Origin of the sequence: Micromonospora nigra, from assembly GCF_900091585.1 — a bacterium.
GTDB lineage: Bacteria > Actinomycetota > Actinomycetes > Mycobacteriales > Micromonosporaceae > Micromonospora > Micromonospora nigra.
In genome coordinates, this window is the sequence record NZ_FMHT01000003.1 from 3,189,406 (window position 1) to 3,207,417 (window position 18,012).

Below are 18,012 nucleotides of genomic sequence, written 5' to 3' on the forward strand. Positions count from 1 at the left end.
GACACCCCCACGGCGGAGACCCGCTGACCGGCCCTCCCGGCCCGCCCCGGGGCCGCCACGTCGCCGGGGCCGGGCGGGACGATGCGGCCCTCAGACCCGCACGGTCGGGGGGAGTTCCTCGGGCGGCAGGCCGCCGTCACCGTCGACCACCTCGTCGGGCGTGCCGTCCTCGTCGATGTCGACCATCGTGATGTCGACCTTGCCGTCCCCGTCGGTGTCGAACTGGAACAGGTCCGCCTTGCCGTCGCCGTCGGTGTCGACCACCCACACGTCGGTCTTCCCGTCGTTGTTGGTGTCGGCGCGCAGCAGCTCCACGCGCTCGTCGCCGCGGGTCTCCACGGTCTCCTCGGTGCCCACGCCGTCCACGGTCTCCGGTGCCTGGCTCATCTGTCCGTCCTTCCCTCGGTTGCGGCCGTCTGTACCCGCTCCCGCTCGCCCCCACGCATCAGGGCCGGACCGATGCTGCATAGGGTCGCACCATGACTGAGCGGAGCGGACCGACCGGACGGCCCGACGCGGCGGAGACCCCGCGCGTCGCCGACGGCGGCATCAGCGAGCGGTTCGTGGTCGTCGGGGCCGGCACGATGGGCCTCGGCATCGCGTACGTGGCGGCCGGAGCCGGATACGCGGTGGACCTGGTCGAGGTGGACCGGGACCGGGGCGCGGCGGCCCTGGACAGGTTGACCGAACTCGGGCACAAGGCGGTGCGCAGGGGCAACCTGACCGCACAGGAGGCCGCCGCGAACCGGGAGCGGATCACCCTGCGCGGCACGCTGACCGAGGTCGCCGAGGGGCCGGACGTCGTCGTGGAGGCCGTACCGGAGCGGCTGGAGCTGAAGCGGACGGTGCTGCGCGCCGCCGAGGCGCTGCGCCCGGCGCTGCTGGGCAGCAACACCTCCAGCATCGCGATCGGCGAGCTGGCCGCCGGGCTGGACCACCCGCAACGGTTCTGCGGGCTGCACTTCTTCAACCCCGTCTGGACGATGGCGCTGCTGGAGGTGGTGGTCGGCGCGGCCACCGCCCCGGAGACCGCCGACGCCGCCGTGACGCTCGCCGGCCGGCTGGGCAAGGACCCCGTCGTCGTACGCGACATGCCCGGCTTCGCCACCTCACGCCTCGGGGTGACCCTCGGGCTGGAGGCGATCCGGATGGTCGCCGACGGGGTGGCCTCACCGGCCGACATCGACAAGGCCATGACGCTCGGCTACCGGCACCCCGTCGGGCCGCTGGAGCTGACCGACCTCGTCGGCCTGGACGTGCGCCTCGACATCGCCCGCACCCTCCAGGCCGCGTACGGGGACCGGTTCGCGCCGCCCCCGCTGCTGGAGGAGATGGTCGCCGCCGGGCGGCTGGGCCGCAAGACCGGCCACGGCTTCTACCGCTGGGAGAACGGCGTCAAGGTGACGGAGGTGGGTCGGTGAGCGGGGGGCTGCGGGTCGACGACCTGCCCGACCGGCTGGTGGTCACCCTGGACCGGCCGGAGAAGCGCAACGCCATCGACGCCGACCTGATCGGCGCGTTGCACGAGGTGTGTGCCGAACTGGAGGCCCGGCCCCGGCTGCTGCTGCTCACCGGCGGCGTCGAGGGCATCTTCGCCGGCGGGGCGGACATCGCCCAGCTGCGGGAACGCGGGCGACTCGACGCCCTCGCGGCGATCAACCAGGCGGCGTTCGCCCGGATCCGGGCGCTGCCGATGCCGACCGTCGCGGCCGTCGACGGGCCGGCGCTGGGCGGCGGCGCCGAGCTGGCGTACGCGTGTGACCTGCGGGTGTGCACGGCGCGGGCGGTGTTCGGCCAGCCCGAGGTGCGGCTGGGCATCCTGGCCGGGGCCGGCGCGACACACCGGCTGCCGGTGCTGGTCGGTGAGGCCCGCGCCAAGGAGCTGCTGTTCACCGGCCGGCGGGTGGACGCCGAGGAGGCGCTGCGGATCGGCCTGGTCAACCGGGTGGTGGCCGAGCCGGCGGAACTGCTGCCGGTCGCCCACCAGCTGCTCGACGAGATCGCGAAGGGCTCGGCCCTGGCGGTGCGGCTGACCAAACTGGCCGTGGACGCGCCGCCGGCCGCCCACCCGCACCTCGACCTGGTGAGCCAGGCGGTGCTCTTCGAGGACGAGGAGAAGCACCGCCGGATGACCGAGTTCCTGGACCGCCGCCGCGCCCGCTGACGCCACCCGGCCCGCCGGCCCGCCGCCCGACCGCCGCCCGATCGCCGCCCGGCTCGGCGCGGTGGCCGCGTCCGGTGGCCGCGTCCGGCGGCTCGGACGACGACGGCCGCACCGGCGTACCGGTGCGGCCGTCGGGTCGCCGACGTCAGCGCGTCACTGCCGGATCTGCACCCCGGCGTCGGCGAGCGCCCGGATCACCGCGGCGGACTCGCTGAAGCCGATGATCAGAACGGCTTCCGCGCCGAAGTCCTTGATCTGCTTCGCGCCGTCGGTGAAGTTCACCGGGTTGGCCTTGGCGTCCTCCGGCGGGTCGTAGGTCAGCAACTTCACCCGGTCGGCACCGAGGCCGGCCCGCTCCAGTTCGGTGCGGACCGTGTTCTGCAGCCCCTCGCCGTAGGAGTCCCGGCGGGCGACGATCGCGACCTTCTGCGGGCCGTCGCGGAGGATGACGTCGGCCAGCGCCCGGCCCTGGAGGCTGTCCGGCGGGGAGGTACGGAAGTAGAGCCCGTCGTCGTCCAGCTCGGTGAGGCTCGCGTCGGTGTTCGACGGCGAGAACAGGACCAGGCCCGCACTGACCACGTCGGGCAGCACGGCGCGGGAGATGCCCGAGGCGCCGGCGCCGATGATGACGTGGACACCGGCCTGGACGTGTTCCGCCACGGTGGCCTTGGCGACCGCCGGGTTGGTGCCGTCGTCGCCGTCGATCCACTTGACCGGCTCGCCCAGCACGCCGCCGGCCGCGTTGATCTCCTTGATCGCCAACGCCGCCCCGGCACCCAGCGGGGGGTAGGCCAGCGCCAGGTCACCGGTCTTGGGCAGCAACCCGCCCAGGACCAGCGGACCGTCGGCCCCCGCGGCACCGGGCTTCGGCTTCGGTGGGGCCTTGGTGCTGGCCGCCGACTCGTCACCGGCACCCACGAACTCCGTCTTGGCGTCGTTGAGCTGTTGACCGTCGAAGTGCAGGGTGGCGTAGCTGGCGGTGGCCGGTTCGCCGGCGTCGGTGAACCCGGCCCGGGTCATCGAGACGCTGCGGTACTCCACGTCCCGGCCCGAACGGGCCGCCGCCAGGCAGTCCTTCGCGTTCTCACAGCGCACCCCCCGGTTGGTCACGCCGACGATCTGCCGGGCGATGGCCGCCGGGTCGGTGGTGCCGGCCAGCTCGGCGGCGAGCGCGCTGATCAGCACGGCGTCGTACGCCTCGGCGGAGTAGAGGAAGTCGGTCAGCTGCGGGTTCACCGTCCGGAGCCGGTTCTTGAAGGCGTCGGGCAGCGGGGTGAGCGGGGTGGTGCCCTTCATGCCATCGACCAGCCCGGCACGGTCCCCCAGCTCCGCTGGGTACGTGTTGAGCATGTTGCCGTCCGTGCCGTAGAGGCGTACCGGCGTGGTTACCGGCTCCTCTGGCTGGTCCGTTCCGCAAGCGCTGGTGGCGAGCAGGAACGTGGCACAGGCGGCCGTGATGACCGTCCGCGCCCCGCGTGACATGTGCATGGTCGTCCTTCCTCCGGCGAAGGTCCGCTGCGCACATTAGCGTGCCGGCGCGGCCGGCGGGACCGTGGAGCCCGCTTAATCCGCAGGTCGCCCACCTAATCACTCTGAGTGACGGTCGGGTCGGTCCCGTGGACGGCTTGACGGGAGCCCGTACCGTGCGTTGAGTGACCGACTCGCCACAGCAGATGCTCGACGACGCCGCTGACGTGCTCCGCTCGGCGCTGGCCGGCGACGCGGACGCGGTCGTGGGTGCCTTCGACGCGGTGGTGGACCGCGCCGGCCTCAACGGCGCGTACGAGGTGGCGTGGTGCCTGGCGGCGACCATGGTCGGGGACGGGGCTCCCCGGGGGGCGTGCGCACTCGACTTCCCCGACATCGACCTCGCCGGATACGATGCTCGCTGGGTGGCTCGTTTCGTCAGCGCGTACGCCAACGCCGACATCGACACCGGCGAGGCGCTGTTCGGTGCCGCGGCGGCCGACGGGCTGCTGCCGGACTGCCTGCTGACCCTGGCCGGGTCGACCGTGGCCACGCTGCGCCACCGCGCCGGCTGACCGCGCGGCGCCCGTCCGGGGGGCGGGCGCCGCGCGGTCGCTCAGAACGCGTGGTAGGCGACCAGGGGCTCGTACTCGTAGCGGAGCGTCTCGAAGCGGACCCGGAAGTTGACCCCGTCGCGGACGTTGGTCGCCACCGTCATCCAGCCGGAGCGGGCCGGCAGGTAGGTCAGGTAGTTGCACCGGCTGGTCACGTCCGTGAAGATCACGCACGCCTCGACACCGTACGGGCTGGCGTTGCGGACGTTGATGTCCCGACAGCGGCTCGTCGTGCGGTACGGACCGGCGTCCCCGCCCCATCCACCGGTGGCGAAGTAGCTGCGCTTCGCCCCGCCGTAGCAGGTGGCCAGGGTCACGTTCGCGCCCAGGTTGGCCCCGGTGCGGGCGGCTCCGGCGGTGCCCTCGGTGTGGGTTGCTGCGGGGGCGGCCCCGGCGGGAGCGGCCTGGGCGGGAGCACCGAGGGCGAGCACGGTCAGTGCCGCCGTGGCGGCCAACAGGCGAGCGGACACGCGTACCTCCAACATCAGCTGACCGTCCGTCAGGGACGGTGCGCGAATCGTGATGATGATACGCATCAATGAAAAGTGTCGGCTTCCGGGGCGGACCGGACGGCGTGCCAGGCTTGGCGACATGTCCGAGGCGATGCTCAGCAAGGTGCGCAAGCTCCTGGCCAAGGCCGAGGACCCGGCCTGCACCCCCGAGGAGTCGGCGGCGTTCACCGCCAAGGCCACCGAGCTGATCGCCCGCTACGGCGTGGACCGGGCGCTGCTGGCCGCCCGCGACCCCGCCAGCGACCCGGTCACCGACCGCATCGTCGACATCCGCGCCCCGTACGCCCGGGACAAGGCCGGCCTGCTCGCCGCAGTCGCGGACCCGCTGCGCTGTCGGTGTGTACGCCGTCGGCACGGGGACGGTTTCGCGATGCACCTGTTCGGCTTCGCCAGCGACCTGGACCGGGTCGACCTGCTCTGGACCTCGCTGCTGGTTCAGGCCGCGCACGGGCTCGCCGGTGCGCGGGTGCCGCCGGGCGAGCACCCGGCTGCCTTCCGGCGATCCTGGCTGGCCGGATTCGCGCAGGTCGTCGGCTCCCGGGTGCGGGCCGCCGAGGAGACCGCCGTCGCCGAGTCCGGTGCGCCCGCCATGGCCCTGGTGCTCGTCGACCGCTCCGACCGGGTGCAACACCGGCTCGCCGAGACGTATCCGACGGTGCGGACGGCACCGCGCCGCCGGCTCGCCGGCGGTGGCTTCGCCTCCGGGGCGGCGGCGGGACACCGGGCCGACCTGGGTGGGCGTGCCGGCGTACCCGGGCCCGGTGGTCCCGCTCTGCCCCGGTGACCCCCTCGGATCAGCGCGGCGGAGCCAGCGGGCCGTGCACGACCGCGGCGGCGTAACGGGAGAGCAGTTCGTGCCAGCCCGCGGTCAGCGCCTCGCGGTAGCCCTCGGCGGCGGCCCCGTGCCGGTCGAAGTGGCGGTGGGCGACCTCCACCCGGGTGCCTGAGCCCTCCGGACCGAACAACACCTCGACCTCGCTGGCTCGGGCCGGGTCGGGCACCGGCACGCGGTCCGGCCCGATCTGCCAGGTGAAGACCAGTCGCCGGGGCGGATCCCAGGTGAGCACGCGACCCCAGTCGGCGCGGAAGCCGTGCGGGCCGATCTCGTAGAGCATCCCCCCGGCCCGTGGCTCCATCCCCAGCTCGGCGAGCAGGTTCGGCCCGGACCACGTGTATTCCGTCACCCACCAGTCGGTCAACTCCCCGGTGAACACCGAGAACGCCCGGTCCGTGGGGACGGGAACCAGGAACGTGCTGCGGAGGGCGAACCGATCGAGATCCTGTCGGATGTCGATCGGATCGGCCATGCCCTGTCCCATAGGCCCGGACCATACCGGCTGGTGCCCCGGTGCGCAGCTTCCCCGGGTGCTCCACCCGTCCCGCCCTGTCCGGTCCGGCCCGTCCTGTCCCGGCCCGCGCCCGCCATGGCCGAGGGTCCGACGCCGGCCTGCCCCGGCCCGCCCGGCCCCGCGCCCGCCCTGTCCCGGCCCGGCCTGTCTCCTTCGCGTCGGCCCGGTCCGGTGGATGGTCCGCCCCGGAGCGGGTAAGCGCGCCGGACGGTCCCGGGGCCGACCGGGCGGCGGATCATGGAGCGGAGCCGATGAGCGAGAACCCACGCCAGGAGCCGGATCACGAGCCGGATCACGAGCCGGATCGGACGGCGGTCGCTCCGGCGGAACCGGACGTCCTGCTGGATATCCCGGACGTCTCGGTCGACTCGATCCGCCTGGCGGTGGATGGTCTGGACGCCGACGTCTCGCTGCGGGCGCGGCTGGCGAACCTGCTCCAGCTCGACGCCGGCATCCGCGTCCATCTGCAGGGGGTCGAGCTGGACGTCGCGGGGGTGCATGCCGAGGCGCTGTTGAAGGTGCGGCTGGAGAAGCTGGTGACGATCCTGGACCGCGCCCTGACCACCCTCGACCGTAACCCGCAGATCATCGATGCCCTCGCCGGTACGGCGACCGCCGCCACCGACGACGTCAACCGCGCGGCCGGGCAGGTCGTGGCCGAAGGCCGCCCCGTACGCCGGTCGGCGCGTCGGCCCGAGATGGTCGACGTGCGGGTGACGGCGGCGACCGGCGAGCCACTCGGCACTCAACCGGGCGGGGCCGGCGGTCCGCGCGGAGCCGGCGGTCCGCGCGGCGGCAGTGGCCCGGCCCGCAGTGGTCCGGGCGGCAGTGGCCCGGCCGGCAGTGGTCAGGCCGGCGGCGGTCGTGGTGGCGGCAGTGTTCAGGGTGGCGAACCAGGGGTGCGGGGTGGCGGGTCCGGAGGGCCGGTGGGGTCGGGTGACGGGGGTGGCGGTGCCACCGACGACCTCGGCCAGCAGGTGGGCGCGATCGGTGCGGTGGCCGACCGCCCACGGCCTGAGCGTGACGCCGGCCACCGGACCGAGCCGGAGGGGGCGGGGGAGCCGGCGGCGGTCCCACCACCGGCGGGGGCCCGGTCCGGGGCGGCGAGCGCCGTGCATCTGGCCGAACAGGCGGGGGAGACGCTGCGGCAGGCCGGACGCAGCGTGTGGGAGGCCATCCAGGACGGGGTGGCGGCCCACCGGCCCACCGGCCGGTAGCTCAGCTTCCGGGCGCGCAGGGGCGCGTACAGAGGCGCGTACAGAAAAATCCTCATCCGCGTCTCCGCAGATGAGGATTTCTGTAGCCCGGCGAAAGGCTATGTGGCCAGGGGCGGGGTCGAACCGCCGACCTTCCGATTTTCAGTCGGACGCTCGTACCAACTGAGCTACCTGGCCGTGGTGCTCGGCTCATGCTACCGCACGGGCCGATACGCAGAACGCCGCGCGTTGAGGGCGCGGCGTCAGCGCTTGCGGTCCTGACGGGACTTGAACCCGCGACCTCCGCCTTGACAGGGCGGCGAGCACTCCAACTGCTCCACAGGACCTAGCTGGTGTTGCCTCCGACCGGGGTCGGATCGTGCCCCCAACGGGATTCGAACCCGTGCTACCGCCTTGAAAGGGCGACGTCCTGGGCCGCTAGACGATGAGGGCGGCCCCGCCATCATTGCACACTCGCAACTTCAAGCGGACTTGCTCCCATCCGGCCCCGCCGGAGGCTTGGAAAGCATACGTGATGGCCCGCTGGTCGGCCAAACCGGGATGGCCCGAGCCGCAGCCTGCGAAGAAGACCCAGGTCAGCCCGGTCAGCGAAGCTGGGCGACGCCGTAGCGCCCCGACAGGTCGGCGATCAGCCGGCGGCAGGCGGCGAGCGTGGCGGCCCGGTTGCCGCCGCCGTCGTGCAGCAGCACGATGGCCCCCGGGCGGGCCGCCCTGTGCACCCGCTTCTCGATCGCGGGAGCGGTGGGCCTGGCCCAGTCCCGGGGGTCGACGGTCCAGTGCAGCGAGCGCATGCCGAGCTGTTTGGCCACGGCGACCACCTCCGGAGTCCAGCGACCACCCGGCTGGCGGTAGAACGGCACCTTCGCGTCGGGCACGGCCGCCCGGATCGCCCGGTCGGTGCGGACGAGGTCGGCCCGGATCTGCGCGGCCGGCCGACGGGCGAGGTCCAGATCGTGGTTCCAACTGTGGTTGCACAACTGGTGGCCCTCCCGGACGATCCGCCGGACCAGTTCGGGGTGGCGGCGAACCTGGGTGCCCACCACGCAGAAGGTGGCCGACACCTTGGCCGCCCGCAGCCGGTCCAGCACCTTGGGGGTCCACGCCGGGTCGGGTCCGTCGTCGAAGGTCAGCGCCACCGCGCGTACCCCGGTGGTGCGTTTGAGACCCGCCGGCAGCTTCGCGGGCAGCGCCCGCAGCGGGGGTTTGGGCCGGACGACGCGGGTCGGCTTCGGAGCCGGGGGCGGCGGCGCGGGCGACAACGTGGCCGACGGGGCGGGGGCGACCGTGGTGTCGGGTCGGCCACCGCCGCAGCCGGTCACGACGAGCAGCAGACCGAGTAGGTGGGCGAGCAGGGCGCGAGAACGCATCGTTCGCTCCCGAGAGGGGTATCGGGGCAGGCGGACGGCCTGACGCTAGCTCACCGACCGGCGACCGGTCAGTCCGGCGTCGCCTGGTCCAGCGAGTCGCGGACGGCGACCGCGAGCGACACCGCCTCGGCCAGGTCGACCGGGCGCACCACTCCGGCGGGCAGCAGGTCGGCCCGCCAACCCGGCCCGGCGGCGAGCACCAGCAGGGGCCGGCGGGGTGCGGCGAACAGGGCGGTGAGCTGCGCCGGGTCGGCGGTGGCCCGGGTGTGTGACCACACCACGACGGCGGCCGGCCCGGTCCGGCGGATCGCCTCGATCAGGGCCGCCACGGGCACCCGGGCACCGAGCATCCGGTAGGCGACCCCGGCCTCGGCGAGCGCGGCGGCCAGCGCCTCCAGGGGCAGGCTGTGCTGCTCCTCGTCGGCGCAGGAGAGCAGGATCCGCGGTGACCCCGTGGCCGGGTGGCTCCGGGCGACGGTCGCGAACGCCTCCGAGACGCAGCGGGACACCAGGTGCTCGACCTCGATCAGCCCGGCGGTGGCGGCGTGCCGTTCACCGATGCCGGCGAGCACGGGGCGCAGCAGCCCGTCCCATGTCGTGACGACCCCGTCGGCGGCCAGGGCGCGGGCGATGGCGTCGCTGATCGCCACCGAGTCGAGCCGCATCGCGGCGCGGGCCAACCCCCGCGCCGCCGGCCCGGCCCGGCCCACCGGGATGGTCGTGCCCCCGCCGTCGCGGGCCGCGGCGACGCGCGTCCGGGCGGTCGACGCGGCCTCCACCGGCACCGCGTCGGGTGCCTGCCGGGCCCACCGCGCAGCCTCCGCGGGGCTGACCCCCTCGGCGGTGAGCCGCCGCATGATCTCCAGGCGGGCCAGGTCGGCCGGGGTGTAGCGCCGGTGGTGACCGGGGACATGTTCGCTCGGACCGAGCCCGTACCGCTGGTGCCAGGTGCGCAGCGTCGTCACGGCGACGCCCAGCCGCCGGGCCACGACGCCCGCGCTCAGCGCCTCATCGGCCACCTGGCCGCTCCGACGCGTCATCGGCCGGCAGCCCGGACGGGTTCACGGCCGGTTCGAGGCGGCCGGCCGGTGGCCCCGAGGGGCGCAGCAGCCGGTTCACCACCCCGCCCAGCCAGGGCGCGTACGCGCAGGGCTCGGCGTCGAGGTCGGCTTCGAGGACCGTCGGGTCCACCCAGCGCAGCTCGGCCACCTCGTCCGGGTCCGGGCGCAGTGCCGCGTCCGGCCGGAAGTCGCCCCGCAGGACGTGGTCGTACTCGAACTCGACCCGGCCGGTGGTCGGGTCCTCGGCGTAGTAGATGTACACCCCGATCTCGGTCAGCTCGACCGGCCCGGCCCCCAGTTCCTCGCCCAGGCGACGGTTGGCGGCCTCGGTCAGGGACTCCCCGGGCAGCGGATGCCCGCAGCACGAGTTGGCCCAGCGCAGCGGGAAGCGGGTCTTGGTGGCTGCCCGGCGTTGCAGCAGCACCCGGCCGGCCTGGTCGACCAGGAGCACCGAGAACGCGCGGTGCAGTTGACCGGGTGGTTGGTGTGCGGCGGCGACGGTCGCCTCGCCGTGGGCCCGGCCGGTGTCGTCGACCAGCTCGACCAGGTGCCCTTCCCGGGTGGTCACCTGCCGTCTCCCGTGATCCGGTTCGCCGCCAGCCTGCCCGAGATGAGCACCATCGGGACGCCGACGCCGGGCTGGGTGCCCGAGCCGACGAAGACCACGTTCGACAGGGAACGGTGCAGATTCGACGGGCGGAACGGGCCGGTCTGGAAGAGGCTGTGCGCGGACGCGAAGGGGGTGCCCGCCGCCATGCCCTGCTCGGCCCACTCGGCGGGGGTGACGGCACGCAGCACCTCGACGCCCGCGCCGAACCCGACGTAGCCGCGCTCCTCCAGGGTCGCGATGAGTTGGTCGCCATAGCGGGCGGTGAGGTCGCCTCGCCACTCGAACGGCGCGCGTTCGAGGTTCGGCACCGGGGCGAGCACGTAGTAGGTGTGCTTGCCGGCCGGTGCCACCGACGGGTCGGTCCGGCTGGGGTTGGTCACCAGCAGCGACGGGTCGGTCATCAGCTCACCGCGCCGGATGACCTCATCGAACGTCCCCTTCCACGACCGTCCGAAGTGGATGTTGTGGTGCGCGATCCTGCCATATCCCTGCGACGACCCGACGTGCAGGACCACGCAGGACGGCGAGTAGGTCAGCCTGCGCTGGCGGGACGGGGGCAGCAGGTCGCGGTAGGCGACCGGTAGGTCCGGGTTGAGCACCACCACGTCCGCCGGGACGAACTCGCCGTCGGCGGTCACCACGCCGGTGGCCCGTCCGCCCGACGTCTCGACCCGGTCGACGGTGGTGCCGTACCGGATCTGCACGCCGTGCTTCTCGGCCGCGCCGGCCATGCCCCGGGAGACGGCGTGGATGCCGCCGCGCGGGAAGTACACCCCGGCCACCGAGTCGAGGTACGCGATGACCGCGTAGATGGCCAGCGCGTCGTGCGGGGCGAGGCCGGCGTACATGGCCTGGAAGGAGAAGATCCGCTGGGTACGCGGATCACGGAAGAACTGGTTGATCTTGGTTTGCAGTCGGCGGAAGGCGCCGTTGGCCAGCAACTTGAGCAGGTTGCCGGTGAGCAGGTCGGTCGGCGCGTCCAGGTTGCGTTCGATGAAGTCGGCCCGTTCCAGCTGCCACAGATTGCGGGCGAAGTCGACGAACCGCAGGTAGCCGTCGGCCTCCCGGGGGCCGCAGACGCGCGAGATCTCCGCCGCCATCCGGGTGGTGTCGGTGAACACGTCCAGCGTCGAGCCGTCCGGGTAGTAGGCCCGGTAGGCCGGGTCGAGGGGGGTCAGGTCCAGCCAGTCGTGCAGTTCCTCGCCGACCGCGCCCAACGCCTCGGCGATGAGGTCGGGCATGGTGAGCACGGTCGGGCCGGTGTCGAACTCGTACCCGTCCACGCCGAGCCGGCCGGCCCGGCCGCCCGGCACGGGTTCGCGCTCCAGCACCGTCACCTGCCGGCCGCTGCCGGCCAGGTGCAGCGCGCAGGCGAGCCCGCCCAGCCCGGCCCCGACGACGACCACCCGGTCGGTACGCCCGTCAACGGTCCGCACGGCGACCACCTTCCTTCACAGAGTTGCCCATCATGAACGCCGGTGGGTGGCGGCGGTCGCGAGCCCCGTCAGCGCGGTGCGCGCGGTCTCGTCGATGGCGGCCGAGTCGAGGGCGGTCAGCGCCTCGGCCACCCGCTCGTCGATCATGCGTTCCACCCGGGCGACCGCCCCGGTGTCGGCCACCAGCTCGGCCAGCCGGGTGATCTCCCGGTCACCGACGTCCGCGCCGGCGCGGTCCAGCGCCCGTCGCTGCCCGGGGCGGGCCAGCTGCCGGGCCAGCATGAGCAGGGCGGTGGGCTTGCCCGTACGCAGGTCGTCGCCGGCCGGTTTGCCGGTGGTCGCCGGGTCGCCGTAGACGCCGAGCAGGTCGTCGCAGAGCTGGAACGCCTCGCCGACGGCCAGGCCGTAGCGGGTGTACGCGGCGATCAGCGGCGCGTCGGCGGCGACGCCGGCCAGGCAGGCCCCGAAAAGCAGCGGACGCTGCACGGTGTAGCTGGCCGTCTTGTAGCGGGCCACCCGCAGCGCCCGGTCGACGGACCAGGTGGCCGGATCGTTCTCGCCGAGCACGTCCAGGTACTGCCCGGCGACGGTCTCGACCCGCATCTGGTCGTAGCAGCGTCGCACGTCGAGCAGTCGGGCCGGGGGCACGGCGGCGTGCGCGAGCAGCCGGTCGGCCCAGACCATGCACAGGTCGCCGATGAGCACGGCGACGGTCTCGCCGAACCGGCCGGAGTCGCCGCGGTGGCCGGCGGCGGCGTGCTGGGCGGCCACCGCCACGTGGGCGGTGGGCCTGCCCCGCCGGGTGGCGGAGGCGTCCATCACGTCGTCGTGCACGAGCGCGAAGGTGTGCAGCAGTTCCAGGGCGGCCAGCGCCGGCAGCACGGGGGTGACCGGTTCGGCCCTGCCGACGACCCCGTGCCAGCCCCAGTAGGCGAACGTTGGCCGTACCCGTTTGCCGCCCGCCAGGACGCAGTCGCGTGCCGTCGCGGCGAATCCGCCCATGGCTGCGTCGATCTCGGTCATCGAGTCGACCTCGCTGGCGAGGAAGCCCGCCAGGGTGTCGTCGACCGCCGTGACCAGATCCTTCGTGTACGCGGCCAGGACCGCGCGGACCGGATCGTCGCCTTCGGCCGGCCCCGCCGATGCCACCCGGAGCGCATCACCCGCAACTGCGTCGTTGGCCATGCGGCCGAGCGTACCCTAGGGTTACGAGTTGCGTCGATTGGTGCGTCGATTAACCGAGGAGGGCCGGGTGGACACAGATCTCACCGCTGCCTACGACCGTTGCCGTGAGCTGCACAGACGCCACGGCCGCACCTACTATCTCGCCACCCGCCTCCTGCCCGCATGGAAACGGCGGCATGTGCACGCTTTGTATGGCTTCACCCGGTACGCCGACGAGATCGTCGACCGCACCGAGGAGCTGCCGCCCGCCGAGCGCGCAGCGCGGCTCGACGACTGGGGCGGCCGCTTCGTCGCCGGCCTGCACGGTGCTCCGGTCGACGACCCGCTGCTGCCGGCCGTGCTGCACACCATCGCCGTCTTCGACCTCGACCGGGACGACTTCGCGTCGTTCCTGAAGAGCATGGCGATGGACCTGACGGTCACGTCGTACCGCTCCTACGATCACCTGCTCGACTACATGGAGGGCTCGGCGGCCGTCATCGGCACGATGATGCTGCCCATCCTTGGCAGCTCCGACCCCGCCGCCGCCCGCGAACCGGCCCGCCAGCTCGGTTTCGCCTTCCAACTCACCAACTTCATCCGCGACGTGGCCGAGGACCTCGACCGGGGGCGGACGTACCTGCCGGACGAGGACCTGGCCCGGTTCGGGGTCACCCGCGACGACCTGCTCGCCGCCCGCGCCGCCGGACGCACCACCGAACCGATCCGTGACCTGATCCGGTACGAGGTGACCCGCGCCCAGGAGCACTACCTGGCCGCCGCCCCCGGCATCACGCTGCTCGCCCCCGCCTCCCAGGCGTGCATGCGTACCGCCTACGCGCTGTACGGCGGCATCCTCGACGAGGTGGCCGCGCAGGACTACGACGTCTTCGTCGACCGGGCGCTGGTGCCGCAGCGCCGCCGGATGGCGGTTGCCGCCCGCGCCCTGCTCACCCCCGCCGGCACGCCGGTGACCCTGCCCGGGCCTTCGGTGCCTCCGCCCGGGCCGTCGGTGCGGTGACCGCCCGTACCGCGATCGTGCTGTTCACCCGCGACCTGCGGGTGCACGACCACCCGGCGCTGGCGACCAGCTGCGCCGCCTTCGACCGGGTGGTGCCCCTGTACGTGCTGGATCCCGCGCTGGCCGGGCTGTCGCCCAACCGCACCCGGTTCCTGCACCAGAGCCTCGCCGCGCTCCGCGACGCCCTGCGCGGGCGCGGCGGCGACCTCGTCGTCCGGCACGGCGACCCGGTGGCCGAGACGATCCGGCTCGCCGCCGAGGTGCACGCCACCGGGGTCGCCCTGTCCGCCGACGTCAGCCGGTACGCGCGCCGCCGCGAACAGCGGCTGCGCGACGAGTGCGCCCGACACCGGCTGCACCTGCGGACGTTCCCCGGGCTGACCGTGGTCGAGCCGGGGGCGCTCAAGCCCGGTGGCGGGGACCACTACCGGGTGTTCAGCCCCTACCACCGGGCCTGGGCGCGGCAGGCGTGGCGCGACGAACTGGCCCCGCCGTGCCGGGTCACCCTGCCGACCGGGGTGGTTGCCGGCCGGCTGCCCGCCCTGCCGCCGGGAGAGTCGCCCGACGCCGTCCCCGGCGGTGAGGACCAGGCGCGGCGGCGGCTCACCGCCTGGCTGCCGGCGCAGCCGCGCTACGCCGACCGGCACGACGACATGGCCGGTGACGAGACCTCCCGGCTCAGCCCGTACCTGCGGTTCGGCTGCCTGTCCCCGCTGAGCGTGGCGAACCGCGTCGACGACCGGGCCTCGCCCTTCGTCCGGCAGCTCTGCTGGCGGGACTTCTACTACCAGGTCACCGACGCCTTCCCCGGGATCTCCACCGACGCGTACCGGCGCGGGGCCACCGAGAACTGGCGGTACGACGAGGACGCCCTCGCCGCCTGGGCGCAGGGGCGCACCGGGGTGCCCGTCGTGGACGCCGGCATGCGGCAGCTACGCCACCAGGGCTGGATGCACAACCGGGCCAGACTGATCACCGCCGGCCACCTGACCAAGTCGCTCGGGCTCGACTGGCGGGCCGGGGTGCGGGTGTTCTCCCACTGGCTGCTGGACGGGGACGTGGCGAACAACTCCGGCAACTGGCAGTGGGTGGCCGGCACCGGCAACGACACGAAGCCGTACCGGGGCTTCAACCCCGTACGCCAGGCGGAACGCTACGACCCCGACGGCGCTTACGTCCGCCGCTGGGTGCCGGAGCTGGCCGCGATCGCCGGCCCGGCCGTCCACCAGCCCTGGCGGCTGCCCACCCCGCCCGACGGCTACCCGCCGCCGCTGGAACCGCCCGGCCCCACGCCCACCTGGCTGCGCTGACACCGACCGGGTGCCTGGCTGCGCTGACCCGGACCGGGCGGCGGGTCGTCGGGCGGCCCCTGGGCGATCGTGGCCCGGTGCCGGGAGCGACAGGGCGGAGCCGTGCCCGGTTCAGTCAGCGGGGGCCCCGTGCCGGCCGGCACCCGCCGCGAAGCGGGCCGCGCCGGGCATCGCGTCCGTGGCGAGGGCGACCAGGCCGAACTCCAGTTCGACGGCCATCGCCTGCGGCTCCGGCAGGCCGGCCGTGGCGCGCACCGCCGCCCGGTCGGTGCGCAGGCAGGTCTGCGGGTGCCGGGCGATCTCGGCGGCGAGCCGCTCGGCCGCCGTCCTCGCCCCACCCGGCGCGACCAACCGGTTGACCAGCCCCATCGCGTACGCCTCGTCGGCCGCCACGGGCCGGCCGGTGAGGATCAGGTCCATCGCCCGGCTCTCCCCGATCAGCCGGGGCAGCCGGACGGTGCCCCCGTCGATCAGCGGCACCCCCCAGCGTCGACAGAACACTCCGAGCGTGGCGTCGGACTCGGCCACCCGCAGGTCGCACCAGAGCGCCAGTTCGAGCCCGCCGGCCACCGCGTGACCGGAGATGGCCGCGACCACCGGCTTGCCGAGGGCCATCCGGGTGGGGCCCATCGGCCCGTCCCCCTCGGTCTCCACCCGGTTGCCGCTGGGTGTGCCGATGGCCTTCAGGTCGGCACCGGAACAGAACGTGCCGCCAGCCCCCCAGAGCACGGCCACCGCCGCGTCGGGGTCGGCGTCGAAGGCGCGGAACGCGTCCGCGAGGGCGCGTGCGGTGGGACCGTCGACGGCGTTGCGCGCCGCCGGCCGGTCCAGGATGACGGTGGTCACCGGCCCGTCGCGTTCCACCCGTACGCCCACCCGCCCAGCATGCCGCACGTCCCGCCCGGCAGCCAGCGACGAGCGGGCCGGCGCTAGCATCGCCGACGGCACATCATGTGAGGTGCCCCGCGCGAGCGGGGAGAATCGGGAAGCCGGTGCGAATCCGGCACGGGCCCGCCGCGGTGACCGGGGAGCCACCGTCCACGCGCGCAGCGCAGCCACTGGCCCAGCGGCCGGGAAGGCGGACGGCCAGGCGTCGATCCGGGAGTCCGAAGACCGGCCTCGCGTCAGGTGCCCACGCCTGCGGCGTGGGCCGAGCGCAGCGGGAGCCTGCCATGGACCTGTACGACGCCATCCACACCCGCCGGGACGTACGCGCCCAGTTCACCGGTGCGCCGGTGCCCGAGGAGACCCTGCACCGGATCCTGGCGGCGGCACACGCCGCGCCGAGCGTCGGCCACTCCCAGCCGTGGGACTTCGTGGTCGTCCGGGACCCGGAGACCCGGCGGCGGTTCCACGAGCACGTGCACACCGAGCGGGACGTCTTCGCGGCCACCCTGGACGGCGAGGCCGCCGACCGGTTCACCCGCATCAAGATCGACGGGGTGCTGGAGTCGACCCTGTCGGTCGTGGTCACCTACGACGCCGCGCGCGGCGGACCCGCCGTGCTCGGCCGGCACGCCATCGCCGACGCCGGGCTCTACTCGGCCTGCCTCGCCATCCAGAACCTGTGGCTGGCCGCCACCGCCGAGGGACTCGGCGTCGGCTGGGTGTCCTTCTACCGCGAGGCCTGGCTCGCCGGGCTGCTCGGGATCCCCGCCGGCATCCGCCCGGTGGCCTGGCTCTGCCTCGGCCCGGTCAGCCACCTGGAAGCCGTGCCCGACCTCGTCCGGCACGGCTGGCGGCGCACCCGCCCACTCGCCGAGGCCATCCACGAAGGTCGCTGGCAGTCTGGTCGCTGACCGTCCCGGAGCGCAATTCATCCTCCGCGACCGGTTTGTGACCTGGAACGTCGGGAAGTCGGTACGGGTGCGAGCACTGATGAGGAAGATCGAGCAGGCATCCGGGCTGGACCGGTTCGGTGACCGGTTGCAGAAGGTCGTGCAGGGCACGCTGCGGGGGCAGCGGGTCCGCGACCTGCTGCACGGCGTGTGGTTGGGGCACCCCCTGCACCCGGCGATGGTGCAGGTGCCCGCGGGCGCGTGGATCAGCACCGCCGTGCTGGACCTGTTGCCCGGCCAGCGGCGGGCGGCCACCACGCTCACCGCGGTCGGCACCCTGAGCGCCCTGCCCACGGCGGTGGCCGGCCTCAACGACTGGGCCGCCCTATCCCGTGAGCAGCGCCGGATCGGCCTGGTGCACGCCGCCTCCAACACGGTCGGGCTGGCCCTCTACGCGGGCTCGCTGGCCGCCCGGCTCTCCGGTCGGCACAACCTCGGCCGTACCCTCGGCTGGTTCGGCCTCGGCGCGGCCGGCGCGGGCGCCTACCTGGGCGGCCACCTGGCCTACAAGCAGGGCGCGCAGGTCAACGTGAGTGTCTCCGAGCTGCACCGGATCAGCGACGGCTGGCACTCCGTGGTCGACGTGATCGACCTGCCGCAGCGGGAACTGATCACCCGCAGGGTCGACGACGTCTCGCTGATCCTCTACCGCCAGGGCGACGAGGTGACCGCGATGCTGGAGCGCTGCCCGCACCAGAGTGGACCACTGGGCCAGGGCGAGGTACGCGAGATCGACGGCCACGCCTGCGTGGTCTGCCCCTGGCACGGCAGCGCGTTCCGGCTCGCCGACGGCGAGGTCGTGCACGGCCCGTCCCCGAACGACCAGCAGATCCTGCCCACCCGGATCATCGGTGGTGTCGTGGAGGCCCGCCTGCCCTGACC

Annotated in this window: 19 protein-coding genes, 3 tRNA genes and 1 riboswitch; of the genes, 9 read left to right on the forward strand and 13 right to left on the reverse strand. The window is 74.1% G+C overall.

What is annotated here, in order from left to right; all coding sequences use genetic code 11:
• Positions 1-90: 90 nt before the first annotated feature.
• Positions 91-387: a hypothetical protein gene (locus GA0070616_RS13540; RefSeq protein WP_091081702.1), complete on the reverse strand. Its 297-nt coding sequence runs from the start codon at positions 385-387 to the stop codon at positions 91-93.
• Positions 388-548: 161 nt separating this feature from the next.
• On the opposite strand from GA0070616_RS13540, the gene GA0070616_RS13545 reads away from it, so the two are divergent.
• Together GA0070616_RS13545 and GA0070616_RS13550 are read left to right on the forward strand one after the other, a co-directional pair.
• On the forward strand, positions 549-1,421 hold the full coding sequence (locus GA0070616_RS13545) for a 3-hydroxyacyl-CoA dehydrogenase family protein (RefSeq protein ID WP_091090669.1): 873 nt from the start codon (positions 549-551) through the stop codon (positions 1,419-1,421).
• On the forward strand, positions 1,418-2,164 hold the full coding sequence (locus tag GA0070616_RS13550; RefSeq protein WP_091081706.1) for an enoyl-CoA hydratase/isomerase family protein: 747 nt from the start codon (positions 1,418-1,420) through the stop codon (positions 2,162-2,164). Before GA0070616_RS13545 ends, GA0070616_RS13550 begins: the two co-directional genes overlap by 4 nt.
• A gap of 153 nt (positions 2,165-2,317) precedes the next feature.
• On the opposite strand, the gene GA0070616_RS13555 is transcribed toward GA0070616_RS13550, so the two are convergent.
• The gene (locus tag GA0070616_RS13555; protein ID WP_091081708.1) at positions 2,318-3,652 is read right to left on the reverse strand and encodes an ABC transporter substrate-binding protein; all 1,335 of its coding nucleotides are present in this window, start codon (positions 3,650-3,652) and stop codon (positions 2,318-2,320) included.
• 164 nt (positions 3,653-3,816) lie between these two features.
• Here GA0070616_RS13555 and GA0070616_RS13560 point away from each other — a divergent pair, with 164 nt between their 5' ends.
• A complete protein-coding gene (locus tag GA0070616_RS13560; protein WP_091081711.1) occupies positions 3,817-4,206 on the forward strand; it encodes a hypothetical protein in 390 nt (129 codons plus the stop codon).
• A gap of 41 nt (positions 4,207-4,247) precedes the next feature.
• Here the strand turns inward: GA0070616_RS13560 and GA0070616_RS13565 are convergent, their stop codons facing one another.
• Complete coding sequence (locus tag GA0070616_RS13565; protein WP_091081714.1) at positions 4,248-4,781, reverse strand: hypothetical protein; 534 nt, start codon at positions 4,779-4,781, stop codon at positions 4,248-4,250.
• 55 nt (positions 4,782-4,836) lie between these two features.
• Between GA0070616_RS13565 and GA0070616_RS13570 the strand changes: the two genes are divergently transcribed.
• The gene (locus GA0070616_RS13570) at positions 4,837-5,541 is read left to right on the forward strand and encodes a DUF2786 domain-containing protein (RefSeq protein WP_091081716.1); all 705 of its coding nucleotides are present in this window, start codon (positions 4,837-4,839) and stop codon (positions 5,539-5,541) included.
• Between the two features lie 10 nt (positions 5,542-5,551).
• Here GA0070616_RS13570 and GA0070616_RS13575 read toward each other — a convergent pair whose 3' ends face one another.
• On the reverse strand, positions 5,552-6,076 hold the full coding sequence (locus GA0070616_RS13575; RefSeq protein ID WP_091081718.1) for an SRPBCC family protein: 525 nt from the start codon (positions 6,074-6,076) through the stop codon (positions 5,552-5,554).
• A 281-nt stretch (positions 6,077-6,357) separates the two neighbouring features.
• Between GA0070616_RS13575 and GA0070616_RS13580 the strand changes: the two genes are divergently transcribed.
• Complete coding sequence (locus GA0070616_RS13580) at positions 6,358-7,323, forward strand: hypothetical protein (RefSeq protein WP_091081721.1); 966 nt, start codon at positions 6,358-6,360, stop codon at positions 7,321-7,323.
• Positions 7,324-7,426: 103 nt separating this feature from the next.
• Here the strand turns inward: GA0070616_RS13580 and GA0070616_RS13585 are convergent.
• The 8 genes from GA0070616_RS13585 to GA0070616_RS13620 form a co-directional block, all read right to left on the reverse strand.
• A tRNA-Phe gene (locus tag GA0070616_RS13585) sits at positions 7,427-7,500 on the reverse strand.
• Between the two features lie 75 nt (positions 7,501-7,575).
• Positions 7,576-7,649: transfer RNA gene (locus tag GA0070616_RS13590), tRNA-Asp, on the reverse strand.
• Positions 7,650-7,682: 33 nt separating this feature from the next.
• A tRNA-Glu gene (locus GA0070616_RS13595) sits at positions 7,683-7,755 on the reverse strand.
• Between the two features lie 152 nt (positions 7,756-7,907).
• The gene (locus GA0070616_RS13600; RefSeq protein WP_091081724.1) at positions 7,908-8,690 is read right to left on the reverse strand and encodes a polysaccharide deacetylase family protein; all 783 of its coding nucleotides are present in this window, start codon (positions 8,688-8,690) and stop codon (positions 7,908-7,910) included.
• A 68-nt stretch (positions 8,691-8,758) separates the two neighbouring features.
• Positions 8,759-9,709 carry a MerR family transcriptional regulator gene (locus tag GA0070616_RS13605; protein WP_091081726.1) on the reverse strand — a complete coding sequence of 317 codons (951 nt, stop codon included), beginning with the start codon at positions 9,707-9,709 and terminating at the stop codon, positions 8,759-8,761.
• A complete protein-coding gene (gene idi, locus GA0070616_RS13610) occupies positions 9,699-10,319 on the reverse strand; it encodes an isopentenyl-diphosphate Delta-isomerase (RefSeq protein ID WP_091081729.1) in 621 nt (206 codons plus the stop codon). The genes GA0070616_RS13605 and idi overlap by 11 nt, the downstream gene beginning before the upstream one ends.
• Positions 10,316-11,797 (reverse strand): phytoene desaturase family protein, encoded by a 1,482-nt coding sequence (gene crtI, locus GA0070616_RS13615; protein WP_091090672.1) that lies wholly within the window; start codon positions 11,795-11,797, stop codon positions 10,316-10,318. The genes idi and crtI overlap by 4 nt, the downstream gene beginning before the upstream one ends.
• 30 nt (positions 11,798-11,827) lie before the next feature.
• A complete protein-coding gene (locus tag GA0070616_RS13620; RefSeq protein WP_091081732.1) occupies positions 11,828-12,982 on the reverse strand; it encodes a polyprenyl synthetase family protein in 1,155 nt (384 codons plus the stop codon).
• 67 nt (positions 12,983-13,049) lie between these two features.
• On the opposite strand from GA0070616_RS13620, the gene GA0070616_RS13625 reads away from it, so the two are divergent.
• Positions 13,050-13,982, forward strand: coding sequence for a phytoene/squalene synthase family protein (locus tag GA0070616_RS13625; RefSeq protein WP_091081735.1), 933 nt, complete (start codon positions 13,050-13,052; stop codon positions 13,980-13,982).
• On the forward strand, positions 13,979-15,292 hold the full coding sequence (locus GA0070616_RS13630; RefSeq protein WP_091081738.1) for a cryptochrome/photolyase family protein: 1,314 nt from the start codon (positions 13,979-13,981) through the stop codon (positions 15,290-15,292). The genes GA0070616_RS13625 and GA0070616_RS13630 overlap by 4 nt, the downstream gene beginning before the upstream one ends.
• Positions 15,293-15,403: 111 nt before the next feature.
• Here GA0070616_RS13630 and GA0070616_RS13635 read toward each other — a convergent pair whose 3' ends face one another.
• Positions 15,404-16,168 carry a crotonase/enoyl-CoA hydratase family protein gene (locus GA0070616_RS13635; RefSeq protein ID WP_091081741.1) on the reverse strand — a complete coding sequence of 255 codons (765 nt, stop codon included), beginning with the start codon at positions 16,166-16,168 and terminating at the stop codon, positions 15,404-15,406.
• A 63-nt stretch (positions 16,169-16,231) separates the two neighbouring features.
• Positions 16,232-16,428: riboswitch (cobalamin riboswitch) on the forward strand.
• A gap of 36 nt (positions 16,429-16,464) precedes the next feature.
• Here GA0070616_RS13635 and bluB point away from each other — a divergent pair.
• Complete coding sequence (gene bluB, locus GA0070616_RS13640; RefSeq protein WP_091081744.1) at positions 16,465-17,091, forward strand: 5,6-dimethylbenzimidazole synthase; 627 nt, start codon at positions 16,465-16,467, stop codon at positions 17,089-17,091.
• A gap of 79 nt (positions 17,092-17,170) precedes the next feature.
• Positions 17,171-18,010, forward strand: a complete 840-nt coding sequence (locus tag GA0070616_RS13645) for a Rieske (2Fe-2S) protein (protein ID WP_245712759.1) — start codon at positions 17,171-17,173, stop codon at positions 18,008-18,010.
• The last annotated feature ends 2 nt before the right edge of the window (positions 18,011-18,012 follow it).

Bases quoted from the DNA above. Each gene is read 5' to 3' on its own strand.
- GA0070616_RS13645 (WP_245712759.1), top strand. From the start codon at position 17,171: ATGAGGAAGATCGAGCAGGCATCCGGGCTGGACCGGTTCGGTGACCGG.
- GA0070616_RS13620 (WP_091081732.1), bottom strand. From the start codon at position 12,982: ATGGCCAACGACGCAGTTGCGGGTGATGCGCTCCGGGTGGCATCGGCG.
- GA0070616_RS13600 (WP_091081724.1), bottom strand. From the start codon at position 8,690: ATGCGTTCTCGCGCCCTGCTCGCCCACCTACTCGGTCTGCTGCTCGTC.
- GA0070616_RS13555 (WP_091081708.1), bottom strand. From the start codon at position 3,652: ATGCACATGTCACGCGGGGCGCGGACGGTCATCACGGCCGCCTGTGCC.
- bluB (WP_091081744.1), top strand. From the start codon at position 16,465: ATGGACCTGTACGACGCCATCCACACCCGCCGGGACGTACGCGCCCAG.
- GA0070616_RS13580 (WP_091081721.1), top strand. From the start codon at position 6,358: ATGAGCGAGAACCCACGCCAGGAGCCGGATCACGAGCCGGATCACGAG.
- GA0070616_RS13565 (WP_091081714.1), bottom strand. From the start codon at position 4,781: ATGCGTATCATCATCACGATTCGCGCACCGTCCCTGACGGACGGTCAG.
- GA0070616_RS13570 (WP_091081716.1), top strand. From the start codon at position 4,837: ATGTCCGAGGCGATGCTCAGCAAGGTGCGCAAGCTCCTGGCCAAGGCC.
- GA0070616_RS13575 (WP_091081718.1), bottom strand. From the start codon at position 6,076: ATGGGACAGGGCATGGCCGATCCGATCGACATCCGACAGGATCTCGAT.
- GA0070616_RS13540 (WP_091081702.1), bottom strand. From the start codon at position 387: ATGAGCCAGGCACCGGAGACCGTGGACGGCGTGGGCACCGAGGAGACC.